Source organism: Citrifermentans bremense, from assembly GCF_014218275.1.
Classification (GTDB): domain Bacteria; phylum Desulfobacterota; class Desulfuromonadia; order Geobacterales; family Geobacteraceae; genus Geomonas; species Geomonas pelophila.
Window position 1 is genome coordinate 2593476 of record NZ_AP023213.1, and the last position, 16118, is coordinate 2609593.

Sequence of the window (16118 nt, forward strand, 5' to 3'; positions counted from 1 at the left end):
AAGCTCCTTTAAGACAGATATTCCAGAAGGTAATCATAAACTCTCTTATTAAGAGCACAAGCCATGCCAGCGACATGCAGCCTAGAGGGAAGACAGCTGACCGGACCGTCTCGTGGTGAAAGGGGCCACGCTAACCGCTTGCACTTACGGCTAAATTTGAGCAGAAAGGACAGTCTTGAGGGAACTTGTTGCGGCGCATGGCTCCGTAAACCAGGAAAAGAAAGGCAGCTAGAGGTGCGCTGAGAGCGGATCAAGGCGGCAAAGCGGGGGCAAGATTATGCAATCATGCATAAGGCAAAAGAGGATGTTGCAGGTACGTCGAAACGGTGGCAGGAAAGGATGAAGTTACGTTGTCAATTGTCCATCGTCAATTGCCTTTCAATTGCCTTTCAGCCCGTATTTCCTGAGCTTTCTGGCGATGGTGGACTGGTTCACCCCGAGCACTTCAGCCATACGACTCTGGTTGCGGTGCTTGGCCAGCGCCTTTTCCAGGACCGCCTTCTCGAGCTGGTCCAGCGTCTCCTGCAGCGGCGTATCCTCCAGCCAGACGCCGGCAACTGCGGTTGAGCGGCCTTCGCCCGCGGAGATCTCGGCAGGAAGGTCCTTCACGTCGATCAGGTCGGTCTCGGCCATGACCACGAGCCTTTCGCAGATGTTCATCAACTGGCGCACGTTTCCCGGGTAGTCATAGGCAAGTAGCGCATCGGAGGCGGCACGGGTCAGACGCTTGCGGATTGAGTCCCGGGCGCCGAATACATCCAAGTAGTGCCTTACCAGCGGCAGAATGCAGTCACGCCGCTCACGCAAAGCAGGGACGCTGATCGGTATCACGTTGAGCCGGTAATACAGGTCCAGCCTGAAGCTCCCCTGCCGCACCATCTCGTCGAGATTTCGGTGCGTGGCCGCGAGGATACGCACGTCGAGATGCCGCGCCTTGGTCCCCCCCAGACGAATCACCTTCCCGTTTTCCAGGAAGCGAAGGAGCTTCACCTGCGCGGACTGCGGCAGTTCCGCTATCTCATCCAGGAACAGGATGCCGCCGTCGGCAAGTTCCAGATAGCCCGGCTTGCCGGTCGCCTGCGCGCCGGTGAAGGCCCCCTTCTCGTAGCCGAAAAGTTCGGACTCAATCAGCGACTCCGGTATGGCGCCGCAGTTTATCTCGATAAGCGGCTTGTCCGCCCTGGTGGAATTCTTGTGGATCAACTCTGCGATAAGCCCCTTGCCGACGCCGGACTCCCCGAGGATGAGCACCGTAGAGTTCACCGCGCTCACCTTGAGCGCCTGTTTCAGGGCGTTCACCATCAGCGGGCTGCGGGCAACGACGCTCTTGGAAGCGACATCCGCCTGCTGAAGTTCCAGCATGTGGTTGCGGAACTGGTCCCGCAGAGCCTCCTGCTCCTCCAGCTCCCGCTGCAAGTTGTCGATTTCCGTGATGTCCCGCTCGCTCACCACGACCCGGATCACCTCGCCGTTTGCGTCCAGGACCGGCGTCCCCGTCGAGATCAGCTTGCGCCCTTCCCTGTTTTGAAGCTGGCTTACCACCTTCTTGGTGGTGATCGCCTCCAGCGCCGCAGAGCGGTCTATGAACCCCTCTTCCAGGAGTTCCCGCATGTTCTTGCCGACGACCTCAGAAGCCTTGATGTTGTTGATCCGTTCCGAGGCAGGGTTGATGCGGATGACGCGGGCCCCGGCGTCGCAGATCCAGAGCCCGTCGGAAGACGAATCGATGATCGCGTCCAGCTCGCGGGTCAGATCCTGGAAGGCCCGCATCTGGCGCGCCATCTCCTCGAGGTCGAGCGTGGAGAGATTTTCCGTAACCGGTTCAGTCATCGTCACTCCTTACTGAGGCTGAAGGTACTAGCGCCAAGCATTATGCACACCTGCATACAATATGCAACAGCGAATAACGAAAGGACAAAAAAAGGGGACTGGCAACTTTATTTTCGCAAAGTAGCCCGTCCCCTTTTCTACCTTTTATCGGCTAAACCTTCCCTTTTTCTAGTCCAACCCCCGTTCGGCCATTTCTATGGCCTTAACCACGGCCTTTGCCTTGTTGACCGTCTCCGTGTACTCGGCCGCGGGGTCGGAGTCGGCGACGATGCCGGCGCCTGCCTGCAGGTGCACCTTGCCGTCCTTGATCACCAGGGTCCTGATGGCGATGGCCATATCCATGTTGCCTGAGAAGGAGAAATAACCGACGGCGCCGCCGTAGACCTCGCGCCGCACCCCTTCGAGCTCGTCGATGATCTCCATCGCACGTACCTTGGGAGCGCCGGAGAGTGTACCCGCGGGGAAGGTCGCGCGCACCACGTCGAAGGCGTCCTGCCCCGGAGAGAGTTCGCCCTGCACGTTGGAGACGATGTGCATCACGTGGGAGTAGCGCTCGATGACCATGAGCTCGGTGACCTTGACGCTCCCGGTCTTGCAGACACGCCCCAGGTCGTTTCTTCCCAGGTCCACCAGCATGACGTGCTCGGCGCGCTCTTTGGGGTCGGCCAAAAGGTCACGCGCCAGTTCCTCGTCGGCCGCGGGATTCGCGCCGCGGGGACGGGTGCCGGCGATCGGCCTGAGTTCCACCATCTCTCCTTCCTTGCGCACCATCACCTCGGGCGAGGCTCCGACGACCAGGGTCTCGTCCAGGCGCAGGAAGAACATGTACGGCGACGGGTTCAGGGTCCGGAGCACGCGGTAGATGTCGAACGGCTCCACCGTGAGGTTGCCGGAGAAGCGCTGGGAGAGGACGACCTGGATGATGTCCCCGTTTCTGACGTATTCCTTGGCGCGGGTTACAGCAGCCTCGAACTCCTCCGGTTTCACGTTGGAGCTGAACTCCACCTTTCCGTTCGACGGCTTCTTCTCACTTGCAGGAAGCGGCGTCTTCAGGCGGGCGATCAGTCCCTCGATTTTCGCTATGGCGTCGTCGTAGGCGTCCTTAAGCGAAGTGCCGCCGTCGACGTGCGCGTTCGACACCACCTTGATCTTCTGGCTCAGGCTGTCGAAGATGAGGATGGTGTCGGTGATGATGAAGTTGGCTTCGTAGGTGTTGATGTCGCTGGGGTTGCTGTCCGGAAGTGTCTCGAAGTGCCTGACCGCGTCGTACCCCAGGTACCCCACGGCACCGCCGAAAAAGCGCGGGATCCCCGGGACCTCCACCGGCTGGTAGCGTGCCATGTAGTCGCGGATGTAGTTGAGCGGATCCGACGACTCCACGCGGCGCACCTCGCCCCCCTCCACGATTTCCACCCAGTTGTCCTTGCCGCGGATCACCACCGCCGGCGAGGAGCCGAGAAAGGTGTAGCGCCCCCACTTCTCGCCACCCTCGATACTCTCCAGGAGAAAGCCGTAACGGCCGTCGTCGATCTTCTTGAACGCGCTGACCGGCGTATCCAGGTCTGCCAGGATCTCCCTGTAGACCGGGATCAGGTTGCCTTTGGTGGAAAGGGTCTGGAACGAAGCGAAATCGGGATAGTACATGGGGCTCCTTGACGGGTGGCAAGGAGGAGGAAACCGGGCGTATCTCCCTGCCGGGAAAGAATTTAAGCCCGACTTTATTAACATATCGCCCGGTGAGAGTCAAAACCAAAACCAGTTTTCTTTTCTTCCCCCCTTGAAATACGGGATTGCAGTGATTAGCTTCTGCGGGTCCAATCACTTTCTCAAAGGAGATCACTACCACCATGACCAAGACCGTCAAAAAGTTCGAGACCGAGGTTCAGCAGCTCCTGGACCTGGTGATCCACTCCCTCTATTCCAACAAGGAAATCTTCCTCCGGGAGCTGATCTCAAACGCATCTGACGCCATTGACAAGATAAAGTTCGAATCCCACTCCAACATGGAGCTCCTGGAGGGGAACTCCGACTGGAAGATCAAGCTCCACGCCGACAAGGAGGCGGGAACCCTCACCATCACCGACAACGGCATCGGCATGAGCATGGACGAGGTGGCCGAGAACATCGGCACCATCGCCAAATCCGGCACCAAGAGCTTCGTCGCAGCGCTCAAGGAGCAGAACCTGGCTGACAACCCGGAGCTGATCGGCCAGTTCGGCGTCGGCTTCTACGCCTCCTTCATGGTGGCAGACAAGGTCGTCCTCACCACCAGGAAGGCCGGCGGCAAGGAGTTCGGCTGCCGCTGGGAGTCTACCGGCGACGGGAGCTACAGCATCGAGGAATGCGAAAAGGAAACCCGCGGCACCGAGATCGTCCTGCACTTGAAAGACGACATGAAGGAGTTCCTCGACGAGTGGAAGATCCGCTCCATCGTGAAGAAGTACTCCGACTACGTCCAGTACCCGGTGGTCATGGACGTGACCCGCACCGAGCCGGTGAAGGACGCCGAAGGCAAGGTGATCGAGGGTGGCGGCACCATCGAGAAGACCACCGAGGAGACCCTCAACTCCATGAAGGCGATCTGGACCAGGTCCAAGAGCGAGATCACCGAGGAGGAGTACGAGGAGTTCTACAAGCACATCTCCCACGACTACGACAAGCCGCTTTCCACCATACACTACTCGGCGGAGGGGGTGAGCGAGTTCAAGGCGATCGTCTACATCCCTTCGCACAAGCCCTACGACCTGTTCCTGCGCGACCACAAGAAAGGCGTGCACCTCTACGTGAAGCGGGTCTACATCACCGACAACTGCGAGGCGCTGCTCCCCGACTACCTGCGCTTCATCAAAGGTGTTGTCGACTCCTCCGACCTGCCGCTCAACGTCTCCCGCGAGATCCTGCAGGAGGACGTGCAGATCAAGAGGATCCAGAAGTCCCTGGTCGGCAAGATCCTCTCCACCCTTGCGGATATGAAGGAGAAGAACTTCGAGGACTACCTGAAGTTCTACGCTGAATTCGGACCGGTGCTCAAGGAAGGGATCCACTTCGACCATGCCAACAAGGAGAAGATCCAGGACCTCCTTCTCTACGAGAGCTCCAAGACGGAGAAAGGTAAGTACGTCTCCTTCAAGGAGTACGTGGAGCGCATGCCCGAGGGGCAGAAGGAGATCTACTTCATCACCGGCATGTCCCGCGAGGCGGTTGAGAACTCACCCTACATGGAGGCGCTGCGCAAGAAGGATTACGAAGTCCTCTACATGACCGACCCGGTGGACGAGTGGGTGGTGCAGGCGATCCACGAGTACCAGGAGAAGCACCTGAAGGCGATCGACAGGGGGGACCTCGAGATCGACACCGAGGAGGAGAAGAAGGAGAAGGAAGCGAAGAAGGAGGAGGCGAAGAAGGAATACGGGAGCCTGATGGAGTTTATCCAGGAGACCCTCAAGGAGAAGGTGAAGGAAGTACGCCTCTCCTCCCGCCTGACCGACAGCGCCTGCTGCCTCGTGGCCGACGAGATGGGGTTGAACGCCAACATGGAGAAGATCCTCAAGGCGATGAACCAGGAGGTCCCGGAAGCCAAGAGGATCCTGGAACTGAACCCGGACCACCAGATCCTGCAGGTCATGACCGCGATGTACGAAAAGGACAAGGGAGATCCGAAGCTCAAGGACTACAGCGAGCTCCTCTTCGACCAGGCCCTCCTCACCGAGGGTTCTCCGATCAAGGACCCGCTCCGCTTCACCAAGCTGGTGAGCGAGCTGATGGTAGCCGGCGGGAAGTAAGGGAAGCAAAAAAAGCCGGGGGGACACGAAGGTCCCTCCGGCTTTTACATGTTAAAGGTACCCCTGAGCCGCAGGAAGCAACGCTCGGCTCAGAAGAAGAAGTAGGCGGAAACCAGGAGGATGAAGGCGGCACTGGCAGGTATCGGCGCGATGACGAACGCCGTGCGCAGCCGGCGCAACACCGGAGGGAACAGGTCCAGGATCAGGTGCGAAACTAACATCGTCGCTAGCAGAAAAACGACGCATTCGTGGCCGTAGCTCAGGTAATTCATAGCGGCCACCTCCTTTTCATCCAGAGCATCCCTCTGGTTGCTGACTCCCGCCAGAAAGGCCGAAGCTCCTGGACAAGAATGATTTTAAGTCAGCATAGACAGTGCCAGAAATGGCATCTGGCGCGATTTCCTTCCCCTGCTGCAAGCTGCGGGAAATGCAGACATTTTCCAACCTCAAGGAGAGGCAACCTCTCCCGCCTCCGCCAAGATGTTAAAATCTCCGACACATCTTTCACATTAGGCTGTCGGAAATTTGAACACATGAGTCTCGTGCGCGCATCAACCTCCCCATCCTCCCACTGTTTTTAATTTACATCCCATGAGATTTGTCATATATTCCTGTATCTTCCGCGCCGTTCGATGCAGCGACAAGCCGGACCGTCTCGCCAGATAGCTTAGAGGGTGGTGAAATGAGCGATTTCGAGAAAGGGTTTAAGACGTTGTTCCAGAACATGGAACTGGGGGCGTACCTGCAAAGTGCTGACGGCTCCATGGTCGATGTCAATCACGCTGCCTTGACCACGCTTGGAATGACCAGGGAGGAGTTCCTCGCCAGTTGTGGCACCCAACCCCGCTGGCGCTTGACCGGTGAAAGCGGTGATGACCTTTCGCCGGACCAGCACCCGGCCACCATCGCGCTACGGAGCGCCGAAGAGGTCCACGATTTTGTCGTGGTGATACACCAGGAAGGTAAGCCTGCTCCTGTATGGGTCAACCTGAACGCGATACCGGTGCGGGATCGGGGAGGAGCCCCCGACGCCGTCATGGTCACACTGAGGGACATCTCGCAGCTCAGGCGCCTTGAGCAGGCTGCCGCCGTGACTACGGCCGAGCGGGAACGCGAGCACAAACAATTGCAGCTGCAGCACGTCCAGAAGCTGGAAAGCCTAGGTGTGCTCGCCGGCGGGATCGCTCACGATTTCAACAACATACTCACCTCAATCATGGGGAACACGGAGCTTGCGCTGATGCAGCTCACCCCCGGGGCCCCCGCCTGCGAAAACCTGCACCGGGTGGAGCGGGCCTCTCACCGCGCGGCGGCCCTGCTAAAGCAGATGCTTTTCTACCTGGGCAAGGGCCCCTTCTCCTCGGAACCGATCGACCTTAACCTGCTGTTGGAGGAAATGGCGGAGATGCTGCAGGCTGCCATCTCGAAGAAGGCGACACTGCGCCTGGAGTCCTCCCGGCCGCTGGGCCTTTTCTCCGCAGACCCGGTCCAGATGCGCCAGGTGGTGATGAACCTGGTCCTGAACGCCTCGGAGTCGCTCAGAAACGAAGTAGGCAAGATCAAGATCTCCACCTCACAGAAGCATTACCAGCAGGAAGAGCTTGCGGAATTCCGCGGCAGCGAGGAACTCGCACCCGGATCGTACATCCGCCTCTCGGTAAGCGACACCGGGTACGGGATGGACAAGGAAACCAGGGCCCGGTTCTTCGAGCGCCTCTTCCCGGATACTGGACGTGGGTTGGGGATGGCCGCCGTCATGGGCGTGGTCAGAGGGCTAAGGGGTGGGGTGCGGCTGCAAAGCGACGTAGGAAAGGGATCCACCTTCACTCTGCTCTTCCCCGTGGACGAGGATGTGCCGACGGCAGCCCCGACCACGAAGCCTGACGGCGAACCGATGGGGATGGGACCGGTGCTACTTGTAGACGACGAGGAGGAGGTCTGCCAGTTGGTCGGCGCCATGCTGGAGCGGCTGGGGTACGAGGTGATCACCGCCCGCGACGGACATTCCGCTCTAGGGCTCTACCTGCAGCGCGACGACTACGCCTTCGTCATGCTCGATCTCACCATGCCTGTGATGGACGGCGAGGAGACCTACGAGCAGCTGCGCGGCATCGACCCCACGGTAAAGGTCATCATAACAAGCGGTTACAGTGAAAAGGAAGTCGCACGCCGCTTCGAGGGGAAGGGTGTGAAGGGCGTGCTGCAGAAGCCCTTCGACATGGACGCGCTGCGCAAGGTCATCGGCTAGCGTAGAAAATTCGGGAGACGGGAATCAACCTCCGGCGGGGTGGTATCCTTCACAACATGCTTTTCCCGCAACGGCCGGAAACAGGGCCGCAAACCGCCGAGGAGACACATAATGGAGACTTCCTTTCAGATACAAGATGCCGTCGCCGCCGTGATCCGGGCGCCGCTGGCCTCCCCCTTCAGGATAGCCACCGGGCAGCACGACGAACTGGAGAACGTTTTTCTCAGGCTCTCCACGCCTGACGGGGTCTCCGGCTACGGGGAGGCTGCGGTCGCCTCGCACATCACCGGGGAGACCGTGCAGGGAACCCTGGCGAACCTGCAGCAGGCGGCTGCCGCCTTGCGCGGGAAGACCATCGAAGACGCCGAGAGCACCTGCCGTCAGTTCGCAGCGGCTTTCGCCGGCAACCACGCGGGGCTTGCGGCCCTGGAGATGGCGCTGCTCGACCTCTCTTCCCGCGTTCGCGGCATCCCCTTTTACCGCCTCTTCGCCCCGGTGGCGGCCCTTGAGCCAAGGCTTTCCTTCTCCACCGACATAACCGTCGTCATCGGCTCGCTGGACGAGGCGAGGGCCACTGGCCGGGAGTTCGCGGCGCGCGGTTTCGGCGCCTTCAAGATCAAGGTGGGCCGCGACGAGCAACTCGACCTGGCGCGCGTGCTTGCAGTACACGAGATAGCGCCTAAGAGCCAGATCATCCTGGACGCCAACATGGGGTTCAGCGCCGGTGGGATGCTGGCGTTTCTCGACCGTCTTGCGGCGAAAGGGGTGCGGCCGGTCCTTCTGGAACAGCCGGTGCCTAAAAACGACTGGGAGGGGCTCTCCGAGATCACGGCGGCGCTCACAGGAAGCGAGACCCTGGTCTGCGCCGATGAGAGCGTAGGCTCCCTGGCAGACGCCCGGCGCGCCATCGACAGCAACGCGGTCAGCGCCATCAACGTGAAGTTCATGAAAAGCGGGATCCTCGAAGGGGCCGAGATCGCGAGGCTCGCCGCCTCCCGCGGCATCCGGCTCATGCTGGGAGCGATGATGGAGAGCGCGCTGGCGGTCACCGCTTCGGCTCATTTCGCGGCGGGGCTCGCCTGCTTCGATTTCCTGGACATGGACACCACCTTCTTTCTGAAGGGTGAATTGGCCCGATCCCCCTACCTCGACGACCATGGGCGGTTCGACCTGCACCAGGCCGGCCCCGGCATCGGGGTGGAGCCGCACATCACATGATCAGCAACCCGGCTCTCATCGTAGCCGTACTGATCTCCATCGAGGCGCTGGTCCTCTGGTTGTCGCGCCAAGAGCGGACCAGGCGCTTCTTCGACCTGCTACCTTCCGTCTTCTGGATCTACTTCCTCCCCATGCTCGCGGCGACCTTCGGGCTTATCGCCTCCAAGAGCCCGGTCTACGGCCTCATCACCAGCTGGCTCCTCCCGGCAAGCCTGGTGCTCCTCCTTCTGCCGGTGGACATCAAGGCCATCCTGAGGCTAGGCCCCCTGGCGCTTTCCATGTTCTTCATCGGAGCTGTCGGGATCATCGCCGGGGCCGCCCTCTCCTTCTCGCTTTTCAAACCGGTGATAGGTGCCCAGTTCTGGTCCGGCTTCGGAGCGGTCTCCGCCTCCTGGACCGGCGGCAGCGCCAACATGATCGCGGTGAAGGAAGCGCTTTCGGTGCCGGACGAGGTCTTCGCGCCCATGGTGATCGTTGACACTGTGGTCCCCTACCTCTGGATGGGGTTCATGATCGCCATCGTCGGGCTGCAGCCTGCCTTCGACCGCTGGAACCGCTCGGACCGCGCCGCGCTCGATCGCCTGGGGGAAGAGGCGGTGCGCTACCTGGCGACCACCGGTGGCCGCCGCACCTTTAGCGGGATAGCGATATCGCTCGCCGTCGCCCTGGCTGGCGGTGCTGGCGCCCATCTCGCAGGCTCGATGATGCCCCAGGTCAAGGACGTATTGACCAGCTATACCTGGACCATCGTCATCGTGACCCTTCTCGGGATCATCCTCTCCTTCTCTCCTTTGCGCCGCCTGGAGCGATCCGGCGCCTCCCGGACCGGCTATGATCTCCTCTACTTCGTCCTGACCGCCATCGGGGCCAAGGCCTCGGTCGCGGACATCGGTTCGGCTCTGCTCCTGATCGGCGCCGGAATCCTCATCGTGGCGGTCCACGCCCTCTTCCTGCTGATCGGGGCGCACCTTTTGAAAGCACCCATGTTCCTCGTGGCCGCCGCAAGCCAGGCCAACGTCGGCGGGGTCGCCTCGGCTCCGGTCGTGGCCGAGGTCTACCACCCCGGCCTCGCCTCGGTCGGGCTCCTGCTAGCCATCCTGGGAAACATCGTCGGGACCTGGTTCGGGATCCTGGCCGCCCAGCTCTGCCGCCTGGTCTGAACCGGCGCGGGGCCCGAGGATCTGCCGCAGCTTGCTGCTCATCTCCGAAAGCTTGTACGGCTTCTGCATGAACCCGGAAACCCCGGCGCCGGCGAGTTTCCGGCTCACCTCACGTTCGTTGTAGCCGCTGGAAAGAATCACCTTCACCCCGGGTTCCAGTTCACGCAGCTGGGCAAAGGTCTGCTCGCCGTCCAGTTCGGGCATGGTCAGGTCCAAAACGACGCAGACTATCTCGTCCCGCTTTTCCCTGAACACCTCGACCGCGGCGCGCCCGTCGCAGGCAGTCAGCACCTCGAACCCAAGCGTCTCAAGCATCTCCTGCCCCAGCCCCCTGATGGATTCCTCGTCGTCCGCAAGAAGGACCGTCCCGCTGCCGCGCCACAGATCCTCATCCGCCTGCTGCTGCGGCTCCCCCCCCTTTGCCGGCAGACACGGCAGCAGCAGCCTGAAGGTGCTCCCCCTACCCTCCTCGCTGTAGATCTTGATGGCGCCGTTGTGCGCGCGCACTATGCCGAGCACCGCGGCCATGCCGAGCCCGCGCCCGGTGAACTTGGTGGTGAAGAAAGGGTCGAAGATCTTAGGGATGATTTCCTTCTTGATGCCACAGCCGTTGTCGGAGACCTCGAGCATCAGGTACGGTCCCTCTGGGAGACGGTCGTCGATCCAGGACTCGGAGAGGTAACTGCGGTCGCACTCCATGTAGCAGGTCCTGATCCCTATCACGCCGTTTTTGTCGCCGATCGCCTCGGAAGCGTTCAACACCAGGTTCAGGATCACCTGGCGCAACTGCGTCGCGTCGCCGCTTATGGCGGGAAGGTCGGGGGCGAAATCGTACTGCAACAGGGTCTTCTTGGAGATGGAAACCTCGAGCATCTGGGCCATCTCCTTCACGGTCCGCGCCAGATCGAGCTTCTGGATCACGAAGTTCCCTCTCCCGGAATAGGCGAGCATCTGCTGGGCCAGGTCTGCGGCGCGGGTTGCAGCCTGCTCGATCTGCACCAGGTTCTCCCGCGCCGGCGTCACCTCGGGAAGCCGCATCAAGGCGAGGTCCGCATTGCCCAGCACCACCATCAGGATGTTGTTGAAGTCGTGCGCGATGCCCCCTGCCAGAACCCCCAGGCTCTCCAGCTTCTGCACGTGCAGCATCTGGGCCTCTATCTGCCTCTTCTCCTCCTCAAGCCTTTTTCGCGTCGTCACGTCGACCGCGATCAGCATGAGGTGCGGACGCCCCTCGACCTCGAAGCGCGACAGGAGGAATTCGGCCTGGATGATCTTGTCAGAAGCCGCTTTCGCGCAGACCTCTATGCTCCTGGTCCCCCCGGCGCAAAGGACCTGCTCGGCGAGTTCCAGGATCCCCGCCTCCCGCCAGAGCACCAGCTCCCTGAAGCCCTGGTAACGTATCTGCTCCTGGGTCCCTCCCAGCATCGCGGCCATCGCCTGGTTCGCCATGACGCAGCTTCCGCTTGCCCCCTCGTAGACCATGATCCCGGTGGGCGAGGCGGCGAGAAGGGATTCGACCAACGCCAGGGCCTTGTCGCGCGCCTCCTCGATCGCCTTTCTCTCGGAGACGTCCTCGTAAACCCCGAGCACCCCGGTCACCTCTCCCTGCTCGTTCAAAAGCGGCACCTTGGTGGTGTCCACCCACAGGCGCATGCCGCCGGCTTGCAGCTGCTGCTCGATGATGTGGAACCTGGCCTGGTTCTGCTCCATGACATAGCGGTCGTCTTTTCTGTAGGCCTCGCTCTCCTCGCGCAGCCAGGCGAGATCGAAGTCAGTCTTGCCCCTGATATCGTCCGGGTGCGCGATGCCGGACGCCCTGGCAAAGATCGCGTTGCATCCCTGGTAGACGCTCTGCCGGTCCTTCCAGAAGACGAACTGCGGGATGGTGTCTATGATCAGCGCCAGCATGCGGCGCCCTTCGCGCTCCCTTTTCTCGGCCTGCTCGCGCTCGGCCAGTTCCCGTTTAAGCTGCAGGTTGGCAAGATGCAGCTCGGCCGTCCGCTCCGCCACCCTCTGCTCCAGTTCCTCCTTGGCCAGGTTCAACGCATCTTCCGCCGCAACCTGCCGGCGGCACCTGAGGTAGATGAGCCTGGAAAGAATCAGGGTGACCACGATGAAGACGCAGACCATGATACCCACCTGGAGCAGTTCGACGCGCCAGCGGGCGAGGAAGTCTTCCGGTGCCAGTTCCAGAACGAGGTACAGCGGAAAGCGTCCCACCTTGCGGAACGAGGCAAGCCTCGACGAGCCGGCGGCGCTGCTTGCGGCATAGTCACTCCCGCTCTCGCGCTCCCGGGCGATCTGCTCACCAATGCGGCCGATGAGGCCTGTGTCCCTTGATGAGGCGCCGCCATCCTCGCCGCGCGGGTGCCGCACGATGGGGGCGAGTGCCGCATCGGTCAGGGTGATCCTGCCGTGGGGCCCTATCTGCATGGGGAGGAGCAAGCCGCGGACGCGCTCCAGGTCTATGGCACAGTAGACCACTCCGGCAAAGGCGCCGTCGGGGCGCGCAACCCTGCGGGCCAGGGTGATGACCCATTTGCCGCTGATCAGCCCCATGATAGGCTCCGAGATCACCAGCCCCGCCTGAGGGTCCTGCGCCAGTTTTTTGAAGTAATTCCTCTGTGAGACGTTTTTCAAGGCGCCCGGAAGCAACCCGGTCCCGTAGCGGATATCCCCTTTGGCATCCGCCATCCGCATGCTGTCCAGCATCGGCAGCCGTGAATGCTGCCAAGCCAGCAGCCGGTTCAGGTTGGCCTCGTCGATGCCACCCTGCCGCAGGTCCTGCTGCACTTCGTCCACCATGGAAAGGATGGCGATGTCAGCGGAGTCCAGCACCCCGGCGATGCTGTAGGAAAGCGCCTGCAACAGGTTGTCGCTTTGCACGTGGGCGTTGGTCAGGTAGGTCTCCCTGCTCTGCCAAAGGGAAAAGAAGCCGGTGGAGGCGAGGAAGAGGTTTACCAGCAGCACCACCGACGTGGTCCAGAGCACCAGCTTTCTGGCGGAGTGCCCTGCGTGTTTATTGGAAAAAAAAGCGCTCATGCGATGCTCCGGCGGTCGCCACGGCTGTAAAAGCTTGGATTCCGAGCTGTTGAGGTGGGGCAGCGCCGGAAGCTTGTCAGACCGTGGCACTGCCTATTCTACTTTTCGGCCGGGCGAGAGATCTCATTAGGGGTATTCGTTGCAGAGGATGCGTGAAGGAGTATCTGCCGGCGAACAGGCAGTAAAGGAAAGGGGAGCGGAGAGGAGATTAAGAAGGCGAGCGGGGCAGAGAATAAGACGGGGAGCCGCGCCGAAACGAGGCTCCCCGGGGGGCGAAAAAAGGGGAGAGACTAGGCGGTTTTGCCGTACAGGGCTTCCCTGCTCTGGAAGGCCCTTTTCACCCTGGTGAGGAGCCCGATCTCCTTGACCGGCTTCAGCACGAAGTCGAAGAACCCTTTCTCCAGGGCCTCCTTTTCCTCGTCGGGGGTCGCGGCGGCCGTCATCAGGATAACCGGCAGGTAGCGGAATTCCGGGATATTGCGGATGGCGTAAAGAAACTCGTAACCGCCCAGTTTCGGCATCACCTTGTCGGTGATCACCAGCTTCGGCTTCAGGGCGAAGATCTTGGCGAAGGCGTCCATGCCGTCGATCGCCGTCTCGACGATGCACCCGTGCTTGGTCAGGATTTTCGCCACCATCTCGCGGGTGAGCGGGTCGTCCTCGACGAGAAGGATGGTCTTTCCCTCGGGGCCGGTCACCGGCTGCCCCAGGTAGTGCTTCGCGATGGCGCGGTTGATCTCCATGCGGGTGGCAACGTAAAGGATCAGCTTCACCTTGTGCCGTTCCGAAATCTGCTGGAACAGTTCGTCCATGGTGGGATCGGCTACTGCGAGTCCGAGCCGCCCGTCGTCCATTTTCAAAGGGAAGACGGTATGCTTCACCGCCATCTCCATCGGTATCATGCGCAGCATCGCCGGGGGATAGGCGTATTTGGAGAAATCCGAGATCTTCCTGCAGCGGTACTGGATCGCCAGCGCCTCGGCCAGTTCTTCGGGCGAGACCAGCCCTATCACCTCCAGCAACTCGCCAAGGCGGATCCCCTTGCTCTTGGCGTGCTCGATCAGGCGCTCGACGGATACCCTGGTCAAGAGCCCCCGCTCCACGAAAATTTCCCCCAGCGGCTTGCGGGTTTGCGGCGGGGTGTTCAAAGACTCTATGTCGGCGGACATGCTTTCTGCTCCAGTTGGCGCCTCTCCGGCAACCGCGCGGTGATTTGCACGACCGGCTGCGCTCATGGCAGCTCGGCACGGATCATCATAATGAGAGCTAAAAGGATGGAAAGTCAATGACTTTTTCTAAATGCAGGTGAAGGGGAGCCGTCAGGAGGCGATAATCTCGTCGGGGAGCTCGTTCAGATCGTCGCTTTGCCGGGGGAAATGACGGGCGAGTTCGTCGCCGCACCTGGAGATCACCCGGCAGAGGCTGTCCGCAGCCGTCCCCTCGCGCAGTCCGCGGGTCAGTTCGTCCACCAGGGACTGCCATTGCCCGGGGGGGATCTTCCTGTTGATGCCGCGGTCCCCGAGGATCCAGACCTTGCGCTCCAAAAGCGAAATGAAGATGAGGATGCCGGTCTCGTCCTTGGTCCGGTACAGCCCCTGCTGGTAGAAAGCGACCAGCGCCCTTTCCCCGACCGCCTCTGCCACACGGCTCGCTCCGGCGAAAGAGAGCTTCAGCCTGGGGAAACGTCGGAGCAGCAGCAGGACCGGGTAAAAGAGCAGGCAGACCAGCGGGATGTAGCTCCAGATGGTCACATGCCTGAAGGCTACGGCCACAACCACGGCGACGAGCGCGGCCAGAAGCAGCGCCCCGAGCGCCTCAGCCTCGCGATAACGGTCGCTTGCCCACACGACCATGGTGGCTATCTCACCGCTGGAGCCTTTCTCCGCTCGGACGACCGCCTCGCGGATCCGCTCCTTCTCCTCGGAGGAGAAGAACTCCTCAGCCAGTTGCACCTGCGATAGATCCATCACCAGTCTCCCGAGGCGCCGCCGCCGCCGAAGCTGCCGCCGCCTCCTGAGAATCCGCCCCCGCCGAAACCGCCTCCGCCGAAGCCGCCACCTCCAAAGCCGCCGAAGAAGGGGCCGCCCCCGAAGCCCCCTCCCCTCCCCCCTGAGCCGAACAAAAAGGAGACGAAAAGGCCCAGGATGAAGCCCAGGAGCGCGAGCCCTCCCAATAGCAGCAGGGAGGTCGCCCCGAAGGAGAGCAAAGCCGCCACAGGGAGCCCGACCGCCCCCGCCACTCCCCCTAGAAACCTGGAGATCCCTCCCAGAAACACGGATGCGACCAGCACGAAGAGAAGGAGCGTGAAGATGGGGCTCGCCCCCTTTTTGCCGTGCCGGAGGTCGTTCGGCTCCGCCTTATACTCCCCGCGCACCGTCGCCATGATGGCCGCAACTCCGCTGACCACGCCCTGGTCGAAGTCCCCCCTCTTGAAGGCGGGGGTGATTTCGTTGCGGATGATGCGGCCGGAGATCAGGTCGGTCAAGGTACCCTCAAGCCCGCGACCCGATTCGATGCGCACCTTGCGGTCGTTTTTCGCCACCAGTAGCAGGGCGCCGTTGTCCTTTCCCTTCTGGCCGATCTGCCATTTCTCCACCACCTTGATGGAGTACTCTTCAAGCACCTCCCCTTCCAGGCTCGGTATGGTGAGGACCACGATCTGGGTCGAGTCGCTTCTCTCGAAGGACGCCAGCTCGCTCTCCAGCTGCTGCGCCACCGCAGGCGAGAGGATCGCGGCGTAGTCGTTGACGTAGCCCTTGAGGGGCGGGACCTCCGCCCCCAGGCAAAGGGTCGCGTAGAGAAGAAAGCAGATGGCTAAAAGGAGCTTTTTCATGCAGT

At 61.4% G+C, this 16118-nt stretch carries 11 protein-coding genes; 4 read left to right on the forward strand and 7 right to left on the reverse strand.

Annotation, left to right across the window (positions count from 1 at the left end; all coding sequences use genetic code 11):
- Window positions 1-378 precede the first annotated feature (378 nt).
- The gene (locus GEOBRER4_RS11440; RefSeq protein WP_185242399.1) at window positions 379-1830 is read right to left on the reverse strand and encodes a sigma-54 interaction domain-containing protein; all 1452 of its coding nucleotides are present in this window, start codon (window positions 1828-1830) and stop codon (window positions 379-381) included.
- 168 nt (window positions 1831-1998) lie between these two features.
- Window positions 1999-3474, reverse strand: a complete 1476-nt coding sequence (trpE, locus tag GEOBRER4_RS11445; RefSeq protein ID WP_185242400.1) for an anthranilate synthase component I — start codon at window positions 3472-3474, stop codon at window positions 1999-2001.
- A 203-nt stretch (window positions 3475-3677) separates the two neighbouring features.
- Between trpE and htpG the strand changes: the two genes are divergently transcribed.
- On the forward strand, window positions 3678-5612 hold the full coding sequence (htpG, locus tag GEOBRER4_RS11450) for a molecular chaperone HtpG (protein WP_185242401.1): 1935 nt from the start codon (window positions 3678-3680) through the stop codon (window positions 5610-5612).
- An 89-nt stretch (window positions 5613-5701) separates the two neighbouring features.
- On the opposite strand, the gene GEOBRER4_RS11455 is transcribed toward htpG, so the two are convergent.
- Entirely contained in the window at window positions 5702-5884 is a 183-nt protein-coding gene (locus tag GEOBRER4_RS11455; RefSeq protein WP_185242402.1) for a hypothetical protein, read from the reverse strand.
- Between the two features lie 410 nt (window positions 5885-6294).
- Between GEOBRER4_RS11455 and GEOBRER4_RS11460 the strand changes: the two genes are divergently transcribed.
- From GEOBRER4_RS11460 to GEOBRER4_RS11470, 3 genes are all read left to right on the forward strand, one after another.
- Window positions 6295-7860 (forward strand): hybrid sensor histidine kinase/response regulator, encoded by a 1566-nt coding sequence (locus tag GEOBRER4_RS11460; RefSeq protein WP_185242403.1) that lies wholly within the window; start codon window positions 6295-6297, stop codon window positions 7858-7860.
- A gap of 111 nt (window positions 7861-7971) precedes the next feature.
- Window positions 7972-9078: a dipeptide epimerase gene (locus GEOBRER4_RS11465; protein WP_185242404.1), complete on the forward strand. Its 1107-nt coding sequence runs from the start codon at window positions 7972-7974 to the stop codon at window positions 9076-9078.
- Window positions 9075-10238 (forward strand): DUF819 family protein, encoded by a 1164-nt coding sequence (locus GEOBRER4_RS11470; RefSeq protein WP_185242405.1) that lies wholly within the window; start codon window positions 9075-9077, stop codon window positions 10236-10238. The genes GEOBRER4_RS11465 and GEOBRER4_RS11470 overlap by 4 nt, the downstream gene beginning before the upstream one ends.
- On the opposite strand, the gene GEOBRER4_RS20285 is transcribed toward GEOBRER4_RS11470, so the two are convergent.
- From GEOBRER4_RS20285 to GEOBRER4_RS11490, 4 genes are all read right to left on the reverse strand, one after another.
- Window positions 10167-13280: a PAS domain-containing protein gene (locus tag GEOBRER4_RS20285; RefSeq protein WP_185242406.1), complete on the reverse strand. Its 3114-nt coding sequence runs from the start codon at window positions 13278-13280 to the stop codon at window positions 10167-10169. The genes GEOBRER4_RS11470 and GEOBRER4_RS20285 overlap by 72 nt on opposite strands.
- A 290-nt stretch (window positions 13281-13570) precedes the next feature.
- Window positions 13571-14449 carry a response regulator gene (locus tag GEOBRER4_RS11480; RefSeq protein WP_085812481.1) on the reverse strand — a complete coding sequence of 293 codons (879 nt, stop codon included), beginning with the start codon at window positions 14447-14449 and terminating at the stop codon, window positions 13571-13573.
- 150 nt (window positions 14450-14599) lie between these two features.
- Entirely contained in the window at window positions 14600-15247 is a 648-nt protein-coding gene (locus GEOBRER4_RS11485; RefSeq protein WP_185242407.1) for a TPM domain-containing protein, read from the reverse strand.
- Window positions 15247-16113 (reverse strand): TPM domain-containing protein, encoded by an 867-nt coding sequence (locus tag GEOBRER4_RS11490; protein WP_185242408.1) that lies wholly within the window; start codon window positions 16111-16113, stop codon window positions 15247-15249. The genes GEOBRER4_RS11485 and GEOBRER4_RS11490 overlap by 1 nt, the downstream gene beginning before the upstream one ends.
- Window positions 16114-16118: the final 5 nt, after the last annotated feature.

What these genes read in the sequence shown, in the direction of transcription:
- GEOBRER4_RS11470 (WP_185242405.1), top strand. Translation starts at nt 9,075, where the DNA reads ATGATCAGCAACCCGGCTCTCATCGTAGCCGTACTGATCTCCATCGAG.
- GEOBRER4_RS11455 (WP_185242402.1), bottom strand. Translation starts at nt 5,884, where the DNA reads ATGAATTACCTGAGCTACGGCCACGAATGCGTCGTTTTTCTGCTAGCG.
- GEOBRER4_RS11490 (WP_185242408.1), bottom strand. Translation starts at nt 16,113, where the DNA reads ATGAAAAAGCTCCTTTTAGCCATCTGCTTTCTTCTCTACGCGACCCTT.
- GEOBRER4_RS11440 (WP_185242399.1), bottom strand. Translation starts at nt 1,830, where the DNA reads ATGACTGAACCGGTTACGGAAAATCTCTCCACGCTCGACCTCGAGGAG.
- trpE (WP_185242400.1), bottom strand. Translation starts at nt 3,474, where the DNA reads ATGTACTATCCCGATTTCGCTTCGTTCCAGACCCTTTCCACCAAAGGC.
- GEOBRER4_RS11480 (WP_085812481.1), bottom strand. Translation starts at nt 14,449, where the DNA reads ATGTCCGCCGACATAGAGTCTTTGAACACCCCGCCGCAAACCCGCAAG.
- GEOBRER4_RS11485 (WP_185242407.1), bottom strand. Translation starts at nt 15,247, where the DNA reads ATGGATCTATCGCAGGTGCAACTGGCTGAGGAGTTCTTCTCCTCCGAG.
- GEOBRER4_RS11465 (WP_185242404.1), top strand. Translation starts at nt 7,972, where the DNA reads ATGGAGACTTCCTTTCAGATACAAGATGCCGTCGCCGCCGTGATCCGG.
- GEOBRER4_RS20285 (WP_185242406.1), bottom strand. Translation starts at nt 13,280, where the DNA reads ATGAGCGCTTTTTTTTCCAATAAACACGCAGGGCACTCCGCCAGAAAG.
- GEOBRER4_RS11460 (WP_185242403.1), top strand. Translation starts at nt 6,295, where the DNA reads ATGAGCGATTTCGAGAAAGGGTTTAAGACGTTGTTCCAGAACATGGAA.
- htpG (WP_185242401.1), top strand. Translation starts at nt 3,678, where the DNA reads ATGACCAAGACCGTCAAAAAGTTCGAGACCGAGGTTCAGCAGCTCCTG.